Source organism: Plantibacter sp. T3 (genome assembly GCF_902506515.1).
Lineage (GTDB): Bacteria > Actinomycetota > Actinomycetes > Actinomycetales > Microbacteriaceae > Plantibacter > Plantibacter auratus.
Window position 1 is genome coordinate 2,306,481 of sequence record NZ_LR733286.1, and the last position, 15,366, is coordinate 2,321,846.

Sequence of the window (15,366 nt, forward strand, 5' to 3'; positions counted from 1 at the left end):
CAACCCGGTCGTCCGGGTGTCCACCCGCCGTGGGCCTGTCAGAATCGGCAGGTGACCACGCAGCCCCGACGCATCGGCGTCGCCATCAACCCGACCGCGTCGTTCGGCTCGACCCGAGCCGTGGGCCCGATGGTGCTCGACGCCCTCGAGCAAGCCGGGCATCGCGCCGTCCGCCTGCAGGAGCGGACCGTCGGACAGCTCCGGAGTGCGGTGCAGACTGCGATCGAGGCTGGGTTGGACGCGCTCGTCGTCGTCGGTGGCGACGGCATGGTGAGTCTGGCCGTCGAGGCGGTACGTGACTCGGGCCTGCCGTTCGGCGTGGTCCCGTCCGGTACGGGCAACGACATCGCCAGGGGCCTCGGGATCCCGTTGGGTGATCCTGCAGCCGCGATCGCGTCCCTGCTCCGTGCGCTCGAGGGTGAGCCGCGGGTGATCGACGCCGGCACGGTGACCGACGGCGAGCGGATGACCTGGTTCGTCGGTGCGGTGTCCGCAGGCTTCGACGCCCTCGTCAACGAACGGGCGAACCGCATGCGACGGCCGCGCGGGCGCAGTCGGTACACGATCGCGATCCTCCGTGAGCTCCTGGCCCTGCGACCCCGCCGGTACGAGCTGACCGTGGACGGGGCGCCGGAGACGGTCGACGCCGTCCTCCTGGCCGTCGCGAACAACACCTCGATCGGTGGTGGCATGCTCATCGCGCCGCAGGCGGACCTCGCCGACGGCCGATTCGACCTGTTCGTCGTCGCTCCCGTGTCCCGGTTCCGGTTCCTCCGGCTGTTCCCCAAGGTCTTCTCGGGTGCCCACACGGATCTCGACATCGTGCGACTGTCGCGGGTCCGTTCGGTCTCGATCGCCGCGGACGGCATCACGGCCTATGCCGACGGGGAGCGCATCGGTCCGCTGCCGGTCACGATCGATGTGGTCCCCGGTGCCCTCCGCGTGCTCGCCTGAGCCTGTCCGGCCGATCGTGACCACCGCGCGACACGCCCGTCGGATGCCGCTGGTGGCCTCGATTTGTACGGCTCGAAATCGTATGGCATACTCATATCCGTTGCTTACGGCCCCATCGTTTAGCGGCCTAGGACACCGCCCTCTCACGGCGGCAGCACGGGTTCAAATCCCGTTGGGGTCACAACACCGAACGAAGCCTCGCTTTCCTGAGTCATCAGGGAGCGGGGCTTCGTTCATTTGGCGGCTCGAGCATGCCCCGGGATGTCCACGCAGGCCCTGCGGGATGCGCGGAAGGCAGGGCCCGCACCGATCTCGCCGAGTGCCGCTGCGTGCTAGCTTGGCCGGGTGACCGTGAAGCAGAAGCGCCGCGCTCCGGCGACAGCCGCAGTCCTGATCCTCGCCGCCTTGCTGACGGGGTGCTCCATCCCGGTGACCGGGCAGCCCGTAGCCGGGGGCGCAGGCCCCGTCGTCGACGTCGCCGGTGGCACCGACGACACGCTGCGCAAGGACTTCGACGCGAGTCCCCAGGAGGTCAACGACTACTGGACCGACGACAAGTTCGGGGGAGCGACGGCACCGGACCTGAAGCCGGGGCAGGACACGCTCACGGGCGACCAGGCCACCGGCGTGGTCGTGCACCCGAGTACCGGTGTCGGTCCCGACGTCGATGTCAAGGCCATCGCCCCGACAGCGGCCGGCGACCCGTACCCGGCGACCGGACTAGCGGCGGCCACGCAGGGACGTCTCTACTTCTCCATCGGCGGCGCCACCTACGTCTGTTCCGCGAGCGTCGTGAACGCACCGACCATGGACCTCGTCCTGACGGCGGGCCACTGCGTCTGGGACACGTACGGCAAACAGCTCGCCGAGAACATCATTTTCATCCCGGCCGACGCGGCCAACGGCCAGACCCAGCCCTACGGGCAGTGGGCCGGGGTCAGCACCTACGTCCCCGACGAGTTCACGAGTGAGGCGACCTCGGACGCCAGCGGTGCGACGAGCGGCAACGGTTGGGCCTACGACTTCGCCTTCATCCGACTCGCCCCGAACGCTGCAGGCCAGAAGATCCAGGAGGTGACCGGCGGTCAGGGCATCTCCTTCGGTACACCACCTGAGGGAATCACCGTGATCGGTTACCCGTCGGCCGCCCCGTTCGACGGACAGTCGCAGCGCTACTGCGCGAGCCAGGCCGCCACCAAGGGCTATGCCGGCTACCGGGTCGACTGCCTCATGACCCCGGGTTGCTCGGGCGGTGGCTGGCTCACCCGGCTGGATCCCGCCACCGGCGCCGGGTACGTCACCTCGGTCACCTCGCGCGGCGACGGTTCCTGGCTCGAGGGCCCCGTCCTCGGACAGCGGGCGCTCACCCTGTACAACGACGCTCTGGCGGAGGGGTCATGACCGCCAGCACGAGCATGACGCGACGCCGTCGGCGGATCGGTGTCCTGGCTCTGGCCGGGAGTGCCGCGCTCGCCTTGAGCGCCTGCACGACGCCCGGATCGGCGTTCCCCGACGCCGCCGCCCAGCAGGGCTACATGCAGGATCTCGCCGAGGCGAGGTTCGAGCTGCTGTCGGCCCAGATCGGCCAGGCGCCGGACGTGATCGGGTCGGCATACGTCCACGCCGTCTCGGGCGACCTCGAGTCGCACGAGAACGACTCGGTTGTCCTCTTCGGCGACCCGACCTCGTCTTTCAGCCAGGACAAGGGCTCGGCTGACGGCGACACCGTCGACATCTACCATCTGCCGGGTGCCGCATACGACCTCCTCCTGCTCGGCGGGGAACTCAAGGAGCTCGCACCGACGGAGTGGGTGGCCGTACAGACCCAGTACGTCGCCGAGGAGGATGCGGAGGGCTCACTCGGACCCGCCTGCGTCTACCCGGGCATCTCCATCGCCTGCGACATCTACACCGCGGTCGAAGCCACGCGGAGCTCGAAGGAAGGCGTCCTCAGCAGTGTCGTCGTCTCGATGCGGAACGACGGCTCCTCGCAGATCTCGACGAGCGCCAGCCTCGAGAGCGTGTTGGCCGTCGGGACGCTCTTCGACCTCCCGGACGACCTCGTCTCGTCGTTCAGTGAGGACGACCTCGCGACCCTCCTGCCGGTGACGATCTTCCAGAACGCCGAGGGCGGCCTCGTGAAGATGGAGTTGAGCGGGACGGTCGAGAGCGAGACCAAGCTGCAACTGCAGGCCGGCTTCGAGGTGTCGGGCACGTCGACGCTCGAAGACCTGCCGACGGAACCATCAGGATTCGACGTGACTGCGATCCCGGCGGCCGATCAGGCCGCGTTCTGGGATCGGATCGAGGAGTTGAGGAAATGACCGACGACCAGAAACCCGAGGACCTCGGAAAGCCCCCGGTCGGCGGCCCCCTGCGCCCCGACCAGCAGCCGCCGGGATTCCCCGACCCGAACGCACCCCGCCTGGAGTTCGGACCGGGAAGCCCGCAGCGTCAGACGCCGCCGCAGAACGGTGCACCCCAGAACGGCGCGCCGCAGGGTCAGAACGGACCGCCGCAGGGCGTCCCGTCGCAGAACGGCCCGTCTCAGTCGCCCGCGCCTGGTCAGACCGGGGGAGGGCCCCGTCCGCAGGGAGGCGCCCCAGGGCAGCAGCCCAACGGTCCTGCGCCGCAACCTCCCGCCCAGTCCGGAGCGCCGTTCGCCGGCGCGCCCGGTGGGCAGCCGTGGGCGCAGCAGCAGCGGCCCTCGAACGCAGCTCCGAACCAGCAGCCGCAGCAGCAGGGGCGGCCAGGCGGTCCGGACGGGTTCCGGCCCCCGACATCGAACGGTCAGCCCGGTCACGCGTCCGGGGGTCCTCAGCAGGGTCGGGCCCCCAGCCAGGCTCCACAGGGACGTCCACTCGGCGCGCCGCAGGGTCAGCCTCAGGGGCCGCAGGGTCAGCCGCCCTACGGTCAGGCACGCCCCACCGGGCCTCAGCCCTTCGGTCCGGGACAGGCGCAGCACCCGAACGGCCCGTTCCAGCCAGGTCCACAGCAGCAGGGATCGCAGTCCGGTCCACAGCAGACCGGTCCGTTCCGTCCCGGCCCCGAGTACGGCGTCGCGGGCCAGCAGCCTGCTGCGAGCCGCAAACCCGCCCGGAAGCCGCTCGGGCGCAAGCTCTGGATCGGCGTGCTCATCGGTGCGGTCGCCGCATCACTCATCGCCGTCCCGCTCACCCTCCTCTCGGTCGGTCGCCTGTTCACGCCGATGCTCGACCGCGGCTCGGTGCAGACCGGTGTGGCCGAGGTGCTCAAGCAGGACTTCGGGCTCGCAGACGTCGAGAAGGTCGAGTGCCCGAGTGATCAGCCGGCCACGACCGGGACACAGTTCGAGTGCACGTTCTCGTACAACGCGAAGAGCTACCCGGTGGCCGTCGAGGTCATCAACGACCAGGGGCAGTACCGCGTCGGGATCGACGCGCCGAAGTAGCACGGTGTCGGCACCGGCGTCCCCTCGAGCGACGAGGGTGCCGACGGCTTCGTCACGGACCGGGTGGTACGCTGGGCGAATGTTGTCCGGGCTGCTCCTCCTTCCCAGCCGCGACGAGGCCTAGTTCCAGGCTCCCTCGTCGCGGAGGTCGCTGACGCCTGACCACTCATCGTTTGAAGGAATTCCACGACATGTCGCAGCTGAACGCCGATCCGTCCGTCCCGAGCATTCCCGAGCACCCGCGCACGCTCGCCGAGAAGGTCTGGGACGACCACCTCGTCGTCAAGGGCGAGGACGGCACGCCCGACCTCATCTACATCGACCTGCACCTCGTCCACGAGGTGACGAGCCCGCAGGCCTTCGACGGTCTGCGCCTGGCCGACCGGCCGCTGCGTCGCGTCGACCTGACGATCGCGACCGAGGACCACAACACCCCGACGCTCGCGATCGACAAGCCGATCGCCGACCTCACGAGCCGCACACAGATCGAGACCCTCCGTCGCAACGCCGCGGAGTTCGGGGTGCGGATCCACTCCCTCGGCGACCTCGACCAGGGGATCGTCCACGTCGTCGGTCCGCAGCTCGGCCTCACGATGCCCGGGATCACGGTCGTCTGCGGCGACTCGCACACCTCGACCCACGGCGCCTTCGGGGCCATGGCCTTCGGCATCGGCACCAGCGAGGTCGAGCACGTCATGGCCACGCAGACGCTGCCGTTGAAGCCGTTCAAGACCATGGCGATCACCGTCGAGGGCACGTTGCGGCCGGGCGTGACCGCGAAGGACATCATCCTCGCCGTCATCGCGAAGATCGGCACCGGCGGTGGGCAGGGCTACGTCCTCGAATACCGCGGCTCGGCGATCCGTGCGCTCTCCATGGAGGGCCGCATGACGATCTGCAACATGTCGATCGAGGCCGGGGCCCGGGCCGGCATGGTCGCCCCGGACCAGATCACCTACGACTACCTGCAGGGCCGCCCGCACGCTCCGACCGGAGCCGACTGGGACGAGGCCGTCGCCTACTGGGACACCCTCGCGACCGATGAAGGCGCCGCCTTCGACGCCGAGGTCTTCCTCGACGCCGACACGCTGGAACCCTTCGTCACCTGGGGCACCAACCCGGGCCAGGGCGTCTCGCTCAGCGAGAACGTGCCCGACCCCGCGGCCATCGCCGACCCGAACGAGCGGTCCGCCGCCGAGCGCGCCCTGGAGTACATGGCACTCGAAGCCGGTACCCCGATGAAGGAGATCCCGGTGGACGCGGTCTTCATGGGCTCCTGCACGAACAGCCGGATTGAAGACCTGCGGGCGTTCGCATCCGTCATCGAGGGCCGCACGAAGGCCGAGGGTGTGCGGGTCATGGTCGTCCCGGGTTCCGCCCGGGTTCGGATCGAGGCGGAGGCCGAGGGGCTCGACAAGATCATCACCGACTTCGGTGCGGAGTGGCGGTTCGCCGGATGCTCCATGTGCCTCGGGATGAACCCCGATCAGCTCGCTCCGGGCGAGCGCTGCGCCTCGACGTCGAACCGCAACTTCGAGGGTCGCCAGGGCAAGGGTGGCCGCACGCACCTCGTCTCGCCGCTCGTCGCCGCGGCGACCGCCATCCGCGGAACACTCTCCAGCCCTGCCGATCTCGAGGTCGAGCCCGGCAGACACGCCGCCACCGAGCAGGAAGGCGTGCACGCCTGATGGACAAGTTCACGACCGTCACCGGCGTCGCCGCTCCGATGCGGCGTTCCAACGTCGACACCGACCAGATCATCCCCGCCGTCTACCTGAAGCGGGTCACGAAGACCGGCTTCGAGGACGCGCTCTTCGCGGGGTGGCGTCAGGACCCCGATTTCGTCCTGAACCAGCCCGTCTACCAGGGTGCCAGCATCCTCGTCGCGGGGCACGACTTCGGCACCGGCTCGTCGCGTGAGCACGCCGTGTGGGCCTTGCGCGACTTCGGGTTCAAGGTCGTCGTGTCGTCCCGCTTCGGCGACATCTTCCGCGGGAACTCCGGGAAGCAGGGTCTCCTCGCCGCCCAGGTCAGCGAGGAGGAGCTCGAGCAGCTCTGGGCTGCGATCGAGGCCGCTCCCGGGGCCGATTCCGTCGTCGACCTCATCGCCCGGACCATCACGGTCGGCGATCTCACGGTTTCGTTCCAGGTCGACGATTACACTCGGTGGCGGCTCATCGAAGGACTCGATGACATCGGGCTGACGCTCCGTAGCGAAGAGCAGATCACCGCGTTCGAGGCCCGGCGGCCGAACTGGCTGCCCCGCACCATTCCCGTCAAGTAGCAAGGCAGTAGGTACCGGTTTGAATTCACTCGTCCAGGCGTCACAGGCGGCAGGCTCGTCGGTCGGACTCGATGTCGACCGCATCACGATCAACGGCGGTATCCCGCTCAGAGGCCGCATCGAGGTCAAGGGTGCCAAGAACCTCGTGACCAAGGCGATGGTCGCGTCGCTACTCGGCGAGAACGTCAGCGTCCTGCGCAACGTGCCGAACATCAGCGACGTCCGGGTCGTCCGTTCCCTGCTCGAGATCCACGGCGTGGACGTGACGGAGGGCGAGAACCCGAACGAGCTCCGCCTCGACCCGACCAACGTCGAGTCCGCCCACATGGAGGAGATCGACGCACACGCCGGCTTCTCCCGGATCCCGATCCTGTTCTGCGGGCCGCTGCTCCACCGCCTCGGGGCGGCGTTCATCCCCGACCTCGGAGGCTGCCGCATCGGCGACCGCCCCATCGACTTCCACCTCGACGCGCTCCGCAAGTTCGGCGCGGTCGTGGAGAAGCTCCCGCAGGGCATCCGTCTCTCGGCCCCGAACGGTCTGCACGGGACGACGGTGCACCTTCCGTACCCGAGCGTCGGCGCCACGGAGCAGGTCCTGCTCACGGCGGTCCGTGCCAAGGGCACCACGGAGCTCAAGGGTGCGGCGATCGAGCCGGAGATCATGGATCTCATCGCCGTCCTCCAGAAGATGGGCGCGATCATCTCCTACGAGCCCAACCGCGTGATCCTCATCGAGGGCGTGGACAAGCTCGAGGGGTACGACCACACGGCCATCGGCGACCGCAACGAGGCAGCGAGCTGGGCGTCGGCCGCGCTCGCGACCGACGGCGACGTCTTCGTCGGCGGCGCGAAGCAGCAGGACATGATGACGTTCCTCAACATCTTCCGCAAGGCCGGTGGCGGGTTCGACATCACCGACGACGGCATCCGGTTCTACCGCAAGGAGGAGCTGAAGCCCGTGGTCATCGAGACCGACGTGCACCCCGGCTTCATGACGGACTGGCAGCAGCCCCTCATCGTCGCGCTGACGCAGGCGACGGGCGAGTCGATCGTCCACGAGACCGTCTACGAGAACCGGTTCGGATTCACGGACGCGCTCAACACCATGGGCGCGAACATCGTCGTGCACCCCAACGGGCTGTCGGGTACGCCTCGTCGCGTGCCGCGGCGCAACCTCGAGCAGGCCGCCGTGATCAACGGCCCGACGCCGCTGCACGGGGCCGACATCGAGGTCCCCGACCTCCGCGGTGGCTTCAGCCACCTCATCGCGGCGCTCACGGCCGAGGGCAAGTCGACGGTCAGCAACGTCGGCATCATCAGCCGTGGGTACGAGAACTTCATCGTGAAGCTCCAGCAGCTCGGTGCTGACTTCGTCCTCGAAACGAAGTAGTCCGCCGTGGGGGTGGAACGGTCGAGGCCGTCGATCTACTGGTTGCTGTCGTCGATCGCGATCCCGCCGTTCAGTGCTCTCGTCAAGCTCCGCGTCCGGCACGGCGAACGCCTGCCGCAGGAGGGGCCGTTCATCCTGTCGCCCAACCACGACAGCGAGTTCGACCCGCTGATCATGGGCGTGGCCGTCTGGCGGCTCGGGCGACAGCCCCGCTTCATGGCGAAGGGCAGTCTGTTCAAGGTCCCGGTGGTCGGGTGGTTGTTGCGGAAGTCCGGACAGATCCCCGTCGAGCGCGAGGGTTCCGCCCGCGGGATGGACCCGGTCAGCGCTGCAGCACACCTGACCGAACGCGGTCAGGGCGTCGTCGTCTACCCCGAGGGTTCGCTCACCCGTGATCCGGGCCTGTGGCCGATGCGCGGGCGCACCGGCGCGGTCCGGATCGCGCTCACGCACGGCCTGCCGATCATCCCCGCCGCGCACTGGGGCACGCAGGAGGTCATGCCCCGGTACGGCAGGCTGCGGGTGTTCCCCTTGCGGAAGCGCGTCGAGGTCGCCATCGGCGAGCCGGTGGACCTCTCGGCCTTCGTCGGGCGGCAGCTAGACTCGAAGACGCTGAACGAGGCGACCGAGGTCGTCATGCAGGCCATCACCGCCCTCTGCGAGGAACTGCGCGGTGCCCAAGCTCCCACGGAGCGTTGGGATCCCTCGAAACACCAGCAGAAGGAGACAGGCCGCTTTGAGTCCTAGGAACGTTCCGCAACCACCGGCCGCCACGAGGGTCGCCGTGCTCGGAGCGGGCAGCTGGGGCACGACGTTCGGCAAGATCCTCGCGGACGGTGGCTCCGACGTGGTCATGTGGGCCAGACGGCCCGAGCTCGCTCGCGAGATCACCGAGGCCAAGCGCAACAGCGACTACCTGCCCGGGATCAACCTGCCGATGCGGATGACCGCGACCGCGAGCATGGTCGACGCCGTGCGCGGTGCCTCGGTCGTGTTCCTGTCCGTCCCGAGCCAGTCCCTGCGCGACAACCTCATCGCGCTCCGCCCGCACCTCGAGGACGGCACCATCGTCGTCTCGCTCATGAAGGGCGTCGAGCGTCGCAGCGGATCCCGGATGAGCGAGGTCATCCGCGAGACCCTCGACATCGACCCGTCACGCATCGCCGTCGCCTCGGGTCCCAACCTCGCGCTCGAGATCGCCCGCGAGCAGCCGACGGCCGCCGTGATCTCCTCGGAGAGCCTCGAGACGGCGCAGACGGTCGCGCTCCTCGCGCGCAACCGGTACTTCCGCAGTTTCGTGAACACCGACGTCATCGGTACCGAGTTCGGTGGTGTGCTCAAGAACCTCATCGCCGTCGCGATCGGCATCGTCGACGGTGTCGGCTACGGCGAGAACACGAAGGCCTCCATCATCACCCGCGGGCTGGTCGAGATGACCGACTTCGCGGTGGCCCACGGCGCGCAGCCGGAGACCCTCTCAGGCCTGGCCGGGCTCGGCGACCTCATCGCGACGTGCCAGTCGCCGCTGTCCCGGAACAACACGGCGGGGCGTCTGCTCGGCCAGGGGTATCAGTTCGACGACGTCGTCAAACAGATGCAGCAGACCGCGGAGGGGCTCGCGTCCGTTGCACCGGTGCTCGAGCTGGCCAAGGCGAAGGGGGTCGCGATGCCCATCGTCGAACAGGTCAAGCAGGTGCTCGACGGCACGCTCGACCCGAAGGACATCGCACCGCACCTCACGACCGACGACGACGAACCCCAGGGGGAGAGAAGCAACGATGACGCACAAGACCGGAGTGGTGGTGCTCTTTGGAGGCCGTTCAAGCGAGCACTCGATCAGCTGCGCAACGGCGGGCGGCGTCCTCGCCGCGATTGACCGCGAACGGTACGACGTCTACCCGGTCGGGATCGCCCACGACGGCTCGTACGTCCTCGAGGTCGACGACCCGAGCCGGTACGCGCTCGACCCCGCGCACTTGCCGGAGGTCGACCCCTCGCGGCCGGCCGTGCGCTGGCCCGAGCACGTCGGCAGCCGTGAGCTGACCGTGGTCGGGGAGGACGGCGTCCCGTTCACCCTCGGTCCCATCGACATCGTCTTCCCGATCCTCCACGGTCGGTTCGGCGAGGACGGCACCGTGCAGGGCATGCTCGAGCTCGTCGACCTCCCGTACGTCGGCTCCGGCGTCCTCGCGTCCTCCCTCGGTATGGACAAGCACTTCACGAAGACGGTGCTCCACGCCGCCGGGATCGCCGTCGCGCCGTGGGTGCGGTTCACCGCCCACGAGTGGGCCACAGCACCAGAGGAGGTGCTCGCATCGCTCGGATCGCTCGGGTCACCGGCGTTCGTGAAGCCGGCGCGAGCCGGTTCGAGCGTCGGCGTGTCGAAGGTGTCGACGCCGGACGCGTTCCGTGCAGCGATCGAACTGGCCCTCGCCGAGGACTCGACCGTGCTCGTCGAGACCGGTCTGGTGGGCCGAGAGGTCGAATGTGCGGTCCTCGAGTCCCTCCCCGGCGAGGGACCTCGTGTCTCGGTGGCCGGCGAGGTCGTCGTGACCGGACGCGACTTCTACGATTTCGAGGCGAAATACCTCGACGCACCCGGTATCGAGCTCGTCTGCCCCGCCGACCTTCGTCCCGAGCAGTTGTCGGAGATGCAGGACCTCTCGCGTCGGGCGTTCGAGGCGTTGGGCTGCGCGGGGCTCGCCCGGGTCGACTTCTTCCTGACCGCGGACGGCTTCGTCGTCAACGAGGTCAACACCATGCCGGGGTTCACCCCGATCTCGATGTTCCCGAGCTGCTGGTTGGCCTCGGGGCTCAGCTACCCCGAGCTCATCACCGAGCTGATCGAGGTCGCGCGCGCCCGCTCCTGAATGCAGCGGCGCCGGAACGGTCAGCCGTCGGTGGGGATCGGGAGCTCGGCGTCGCCGAGGGCGGTGCACTTCCCGGTGACGGGGAGCACGGACACGGCAGGCGCCAGATCAGCCAGGACGGTGCTGCTGGCGACGGCGTCGCCGTCGAGCACGATCTCGACCGCGGGCGTGCGCCCGAAGGTGGTGAACCGGTAGTTCGGCGCGTCGGCGTCGTCGATGATCCAGTCGACGCCGTTCACCGACTGGCACTGCTGCGTGGTCGGGCCGGGGATCGCGACCCCGCAGTGCAGGAGGACCGTCGCGGGATCGCCCCAGGCGCCGGTGGCCTGGGCGTCGGTCCCTCGCTCGGGCAGTTCGGCGACGACGTCGGGCAGACGCACCGTGACCTCGGCGCACTGCGGGTTGTTCGCATCGGCGGCGGGTTCGAGCGCGACGGCGGGCGCGCAGCCGGCGAGGGCCAGGGTTGCGGCTGCGGCGAGGGCGGTGGCGAGGAGCACACGAATCGGGGACATCGCCCACCAGGCTACCGTTGATCCCATGAACGAGTCTGGGAGCGCGTCCGACGATCACGGAACGGTCGGGCCCTGTGTCGGGGACCTCGCCGAGGGGGAGCTGCTCGAGCGCATCTTCCCTCGCCTGCCGCACGCCGACGCCGAACTTCTCGGGCCGGGTGACGATGCCGCCGTCGTCCTGGCGCCGGACGGTCGGTTCGTCGTCACGACGGACACGATGATCCACGGGCCGGACTTCCGGCTGGCGTGGTCGAGCGCCCACGACCTGGGGTGGAAGGCTGCGGCCAGCAACCTGGCGGACGTGGCGGCGATGGGGGCGCGTCCGACGGCACTCGTCGTCGCACTCGCCATGCCCAAGCACCTGCCGGTCGCCGTCCTCGACGGGTTCGCAGACGGACTGCGCGACGCCTGTGCCGAGCTCGCGCCCGGCTGCGGTGTCGTCGGCGGCGATCTGGCCGTGTCCGACGTCTTCATGATCGCGGTGACGGCGTTCGGCGACCTCGAGGGTCGTGCCCCCGTCCGACGCGACGGAGCGCGACCCGGCGACGTGGTCGCGGTCGCGGGGGAGTTGGGTTCGGCTGCGGCAGGCCTGCGACTCCTCTTCTCACGTGGGGTCGGCGCCGACGGCGTGCCCTCGGCCGAGGCAGCGGCCGGCCTGCGACGCGATCACCGGGTCGAGGTGGAGGCACAACTCGCACCACGGCCACCGATCGCCGCCGGTGTCGTCGCCGCCGTCGCCGGTGCCACGGCGATGCTCGACCTGTCGGACGGGCTCGCACTCGACGCCGGTCGCCTCGCGCGGGCGAGTGGGGTCGCGATCGACCTCCGGGCCGAGGACCTGGGTGCCGACGTGGCGCTCGCCCTCGCCGGTGGCGAGGACCACTCCCTCCTGGCGACGTTCCCGGCCGCCACCACGATCCCCGCCGGCTTCCGGACCATCGGCACGGCCCGGACCGGTGCCGGAGTCCTCGTCGACGGTGTGGCCTACGACGGCCGCGCCGGCTGGGACCCCTACCGCGACTGGGACGACGCGTCCGGTTGAGCGGTGTTCCCGGCCGTCATGGCGCGAGGACCGTGCGGTGACGCGGTGACGGTGAAGCGGTGGCTCAGACCGGCGTGATCCACCAGACGACGGTCTCGCCGTAGGTGCTCTTCCGCAGGACCTCGAGCGCTGGGGGAAGGGTCGGTTCGGGCGAGCGGGAGCTCCGCTCGACGAGCACGAGCCCGTCGTCGGTGACCAGACCGACGAGCGCGGCGAGGTTGGCCGTGAGCTCCGCCTCGGGGAGGTCGTACGGGGGATCGATGAAGACGAGGTCGGACGGGACCGTCGCCCCGGACAGGTAGGCGCCGACCGACTTGGCGTGCACCGTGATGCGTGGTGCCGCACCGCGCGGTGCTGCCGAGGTCACGATCCTCGCGTTGTCCCGACACAGCTTCGCGGCCTCAGACCCGCGGTCGACGAGGGTGACCACGGCGGCACCCCGGCTGGCGCACTCGAGCCCCAGCGACCCCGAGCCGGCGTACAGGTCGAGCACTTCGGCTCCGGCGAGCACGTCGCGGGCCTCCAGCGCGGAGAAGAGCGCCTCGCGGACGCGATCGCTCGTCGGTCGTGTACCGCTGCCCGGGACCCGGATCGTGCGTGATCCGGCGAAACCCGAGATGATCCTGATGCCGGCCATGGTCCCATCCTCGCAGGCTGCGCGAAGCCGGGCGAACCGCCGTGTCCGAGGTCCCGAATAGAATCGACGGCATGACGGGGATCGAGCTGGGCACGAAGCTCGGCGGTGTCCTCGGCGGACGGACCGCGACGGCACTCCAGAAGGCGTTCGGCGTCGAGACCGTCGGCGACCTCCTCGAGCACTACCCGCGTCGCTACGCGAAGCGCGGCGAGCTGACGGTCATCGGCCTGCTGCCGCTCGGCGAGGACGTGACGATCGTCGCCGACGTCCTCGAGGTCCGCGACCGCCAGATGAAGCAACGCAAGGGTTCCATCCTCGAGGTCGTCATCTCCGACGGTCAGGGTCGGCTCAACCTCACCTTCTTCAACCAGCCCTGGCGCGCGAACGAACTCCGGCCGGGACTCCGCGGCATCTTCGCAGGCAAGGTCGGCGACTACCGCGGCAGTTATCAGCTCGCCCACCCGCAGTATCAGCTCTTCCCCGACGACGCTGAAGCCCCGGCGCTCGCCGACGCCCAGGCGAAGGCGTGGTCGGAGGCCCCCATCCCGATCTACCCGGCGACGAGCACGATCACGAGCTGGAACCTCAGACAATCCGTCGAGCTGGTTCTGGACGCCCTGCCGCCGCAGGAGGACCCCGTCCCGCGGTCGGTCCGGGCGGCGAGGGGTGAGCTCTCCTTCGACGCCGCCATCCGTGCCGTCCACCGCCCGACGGTCGATCGCGACTGGCAGCGCGGTCGCCGCAGCCTGCGGTACCAGGAGGCGTACCTCCTCCAGACGGCCTTGCTCCAGCAGCGCGCCGCCACCCGAGCCCTGGCGGCCGAACCCCGCGTGCCGAAAGCCGGCGGCTACCTCGAGCGCCTCGATGCCGCGCTCCCGTTCGAGCTGACCGGCGACCAGCTGACGGTCGGCACGGAGATCGCGGCCGATCTCGCGCAGCCCAATCCGATGAACCGGCTCGTCCAAGGCGAGGTCGGCTCGGGCAAGACGCTCGTCGCCCTCCGGGCCATGGCGGCCGTCGCCGACAGCGGGGGACAGTCCGTGCTGCTGGCGCCCACCGAGGTCCTCGCGGCGCAGCACCTGCGGTCGATCGTCCGTTCGCTCGGCCCCGACCTCTCGGCCGAGCTCATGCCGACGCTGCTCACCGGCCAGCTGCCGACGTCCGATCGCAAACGGGCGCTGCTGCGGATCGTCGCAGGCCAGGCCCGGATCGTGATCGGGACGCACGCTCTGCTGGGTGACGCCGTGACCTTCGCCGATCTGGGGATGGTCGTCGTCGACGAACAGCACCGCTTCGGCGTGGAGCAGCGCGACCAGCTCCGTCAGAAGGGACGCACACCGCCGCACGTCCTCGTGCTGACCGCGACGCCGATCCCACGGACCGTGGCCATGACCGTCTTCGGCGACCTCGACGTCAGCATCATCAAGGAGCTGCCACGCGGGCGGCAGGGGATCGAGAGCTTCGTGGTCGCCCTGGCCGATCACCCGCGGTGGATCTCCCGCGTCTGGGAGCGCCTCGCCGAGGAACTCGCGCAGGGGCGGCAGGGGTTCGTGGTGTGCCCGGCGATCGACGCCAAGGAGGTCGAGCCCGGTGAGGAACTCGAGGAGGACGCCGACCCGGCGCGCCCGATCGCGTCCGTGCTCACCACGGTGGAGCAGCTGCGTACCCACCCGCTGCTCGCGTCCCGACGCATCGACGTCCTCCACGGCCGGATGAGCGCGGAGGAGAAGGACCGGACGATGCGGGCCTTCGCCGCCGGTGAGATCGACGTGCTCGTGGCGACGACGGTCATCGAGGTGGGCGTCGACGTCCCCAATGCCTCGACGATGGTCGTGCTCGACGCGGAGCGCTTCGGGGTGTCGCAGCTCCACCAGCTCCGCGGACGCGTCGGTCGAGGCGGCGTCCCGGGGCTGTGTCTGCTCGTCACCGCGGCGGAGGCGGAGAGCACCGCACGCGAGCGCGTCGACGCGGTGGCCGCGACGCTCGACGGCTTCGACCTCGCGCAGGTCGACCTCGAGCTGCGGCGCGAGGGCGACGTCCTCGGCAGCATGCAGTCGGGCGGGCGGTCCTCGCTCAAGCTGCTCCGGGTCGTGCACGACAGCGAGGTCATCATCGAGGCGCGGGCGGATGCCGCCGAGCTCCTCGACACCGATCCCGACCTCGCCGACCACCCGGTGCTGGCCGAAGCGCTCCGCCGACGCCTCGACGAATCCGACCGCGCCGCGCTCGCCAAGAACTGAGCACCGA

General features: G+C 69.9%; 14 protein-coding genes and 1 tRNA gene. 13 read left to right on the forward strand and 2 right to left on the reverse strand.

What is annotated here, in order from left to right; translation table 11 throughout:
- Window positions 1-51 precede the first annotated feature (51 nt).
- The 11 genes from GV015_RS11055 (at window position 52) to GV015_RS11105 (ending at window position 10,928) form a co-directional block, all read left to right on the forward strand.
- Window positions 52-954, forward strand: coding sequence for a diacylglycerol kinase family protein (locus GV015_RS11055; RefSeq protein WP_159878359.1), 903 nt, complete (start codon window positions 52-54; stop codon window positions 952-954).
- Window positions 955-1,062: 108 nt separating this feature from the next.
- Window positions 1,063-1,135: transfer RNA gene (locus GV015_RS11060), tRNA-Glu, on the forward strand.
- Window positions 1,136-1,299: 164 nt separating this feature from the next.
- Window positions 1,300-2,355: a serine protease gene (locus tag GV015_RS11065; protein ID WP_159878360.1), complete on the forward strand. Its 1,056-nt coding sequence runs from the start codon at window positions 1,300-1,302 to the stop codon at window positions 2,353-2,355.
- Complete coding sequence (locus GV015_RS11070; RefSeq protein ID WP_079705632.1) at window positions 2,352-3,278, forward strand: hypothetical protein; 927 nt, start codon at window positions 2,352-2,354, stop codon at window positions 3,276-3,278. Before GV015_RS11065 ends, GV015_RS11070 begins: the two co-directional genes overlap by 4 nt.
- Window positions 3,275-4,384 carry a DUF4333 domain-containing protein gene (locus GV015_RS11075; protein WP_159878361.1) on the forward strand — a complete coding sequence of 370 codons (1,110 nt, stop codon included), beginning with the start codon at window positions 3,275-3,277 and terminating at the stop codon, window positions 4,382-4,384. The genes GV015_RS11070 and GV015_RS11075 overlap by 4 nt, the downstream gene beginning before the upstream one ends.
- 191 nt (window positions 4,385-4,575) lie before the next feature.
- Window positions 4,576-6,072, forward strand: a complete 1,497-nt coding sequence (gene leuC / locus GV015_RS11080) for a 3-isopropylmalate dehydratase large subunit (RefSeq protein WP_079705635.1) — start codon at window positions 4,576-4,578, stop codon at window positions 6,070-6,072.
- Entirely contained in the window at window positions 6,072-6,668 is a 597-nt protein-coding gene (gene leuD, locus GV015_RS11085; protein ID WP_079705636.1) for a 3-isopropylmalate dehydratase small subunit, read from the forward strand. The genes leuC and leuD overlap by 1 nt, the downstream gene beginning before the upstream one ends.
- Window positions 6,669-6,687: 19 nt before the next feature.
- Window positions 6,688-8,058 carry a UDP-N-acetylglucosamine 1-carboxyvinyltransferase gene (gene murA / locus GV015_RS11090; RefSeq protein ID WP_064296294.1) on the forward strand — a complete coding sequence of 457 codons (1,371 nt, stop codon included), beginning with the start codon at window positions 6,688-6,690 and terminating at the stop codon, window positions 8,056-8,058.
- A 6-nt stretch (window positions 8,059-8,064) separates the two neighbouring features.
- On the forward strand, window positions 8,065-8,805 hold the full coding sequence (locus GV015_RS11095; RefSeq protein WP_159878362.1) for a 1-acyl-sn-glycerol-3-phosphate acyltransferase: 741 nt from the start codon (window positions 8,065-8,067) through the stop codon (window positions 8,803-8,805).
- On the forward strand, window positions 8,795-9,934 hold the full coding sequence (locus tag GV015_RS11100; RefSeq protein WP_064296296.1) for an NAD(P)H-dependent glycerol-3-phosphate dehydrogenase: 1,140 nt from the start codon (window positions 8,795-8,797) through the stop codon (window positions 9,932-9,934). Before GV015_RS11095 ends, GV015_RS11100 begins: the two co-directional genes overlap by 11 nt.
- Window positions 9,837-10,928, forward strand: a complete 1,092-nt coding sequence (locus GV015_RS11105; RefSeq protein WP_159878363.1) for a D-alanine--D-alanine ligase family protein — start codon at window positions 9,837-9,839, stop codon at window positions 10,926-10,928. Before GV015_RS11100 ends, GV015_RS11105 begins: the two co-directional genes overlap by 98 nt.
- Before the next feature lie 20 nt (window positions 10,929-10,948).
- Here GV015_RS11105 and GV015_RS11110 read toward each other — a convergent pair whose 3' ends face one another.
- Window positions 10,949-11,440, reverse strand: coding sequence for a DUF3515 family protein (locus tag GV015_RS11110; RefSeq protein WP_086473578.1), 492 nt, complete (start codon window positions 11,438-11,440; stop codon window positions 10,949-10,951).
- Window positions 11,441-11,465: 25 nt separating this feature from the next.
- On the opposite strand from GV015_RS11110, the gene thiL reads away from it, so the two are divergent.
- Window positions 11,466-12,482, forward strand: a complete 1,017-nt coding sequence (gene thiL / locus GV015_RS11115; RefSeq protein ID WP_159878364.1) for a thiamine-phosphate kinase — start codon at window positions 11,466-11,468, stop codon at window positions 12,480-12,482.
- Window positions 12,483-12,546: 64 nt separating this feature from the next.
- Here thiL and GV015_RS11120 read toward each other — a convergent pair whose 3' ends face one another.
- On the reverse strand, window positions 12,547-13,119 hold the full coding sequence (locus tag GV015_RS11120; protein WP_124769089.1) for an RsmD family RNA methyltransferase: 573 nt from the start codon (window positions 13,117-13,119) through the stop codon (window positions 12,547-12,549).
- 71 nt (window positions 13,120-13,190) lie between these two features.
- Between GV015_RS11120 and GV015_RS11125 the strand changes: the two genes are divergently transcribed.
- On the forward strand, window positions 13,191-15,359 hold the full coding sequence (locus GV015_RS11125) for an ATP-dependent DNA helicase RecG (protein ID WP_159878365.1): 2,169 nt from the start codon (window positions 13,191-13,193) through the stop codon (window positions 15,357-15,359).
- The last annotated feature ends 7 nt before the right edge of the window (window positions 15,360-15,366 follow it).

What these genes read in the sequence shown, in the direction of transcription:
- GV015_RS11070 (WP_079705632.1), top strand. Translation starts at nt 2,352, where the DNA reads ATGACCGCCAGCACGAGCATGACGCGACGCCGTCGGCGGATCGGTGTC.
- GV015_RS11075 (WP_159878361.1), top strand. Translation starts at nt 3,275, where the DNA reads ATGACCGACGACCAGAAACCCGAGGACCTCGGAAAGCCCCCGGTCGGC.
- leuC (WP_079705635.1), top strand. Translation starts at nt 4,576, where the DNA reads ATGTCGCAGCTGAACGCCGATCCGTCCGTCCCGAGCATTCCCGAGCAC.
- leuD (WP_079705636.1), top strand. Translation starts at nt 6,072, where the DNA reads ATGGACAAGTTCACGACCGTCACCGGCGTCGCCGCTCCGATGCGGCGT.
- GV015_RS11105 (WP_159878363.1), top strand. Translation starts at nt 9,837, where the DNA reads ATGACGCACAAGACCGGAGTGGTGGTGCTCTTTGGAGGCCGTTCAAGC.
- GV015_RS11110 (WP_086473578.1), bottom strand. Translation starts at nt 11,440, where the DNA reads ATGTCCCCGATTCGTGTGCTCCTCGCCACCGCCCTCGCCGCAGCCGCA.
- thiL (WP_159878364.1), top strand. Translation starts at nt 11,466, where the DNA reads ATGAACGAGTCTGGGAGCGCGTCCGACGATCACGGAACGGTCGGGCCC.
- GV015_RS11120 (WP_124769089.1), bottom strand. Translation starts at nt 13,119, where the DNA reads ATGGCCGGCATCAGGATCATCTCGGGTTTCGCCGGATCACGCACGATC.
- GV015_RS11125 (WP_159878365.1), top strand. Translation starts at nt 13,191, where the DNA reads ATGACGGGGATCGAGCTGGGCACGAAGCTCGGCGGTGTCCTCGGCGGA.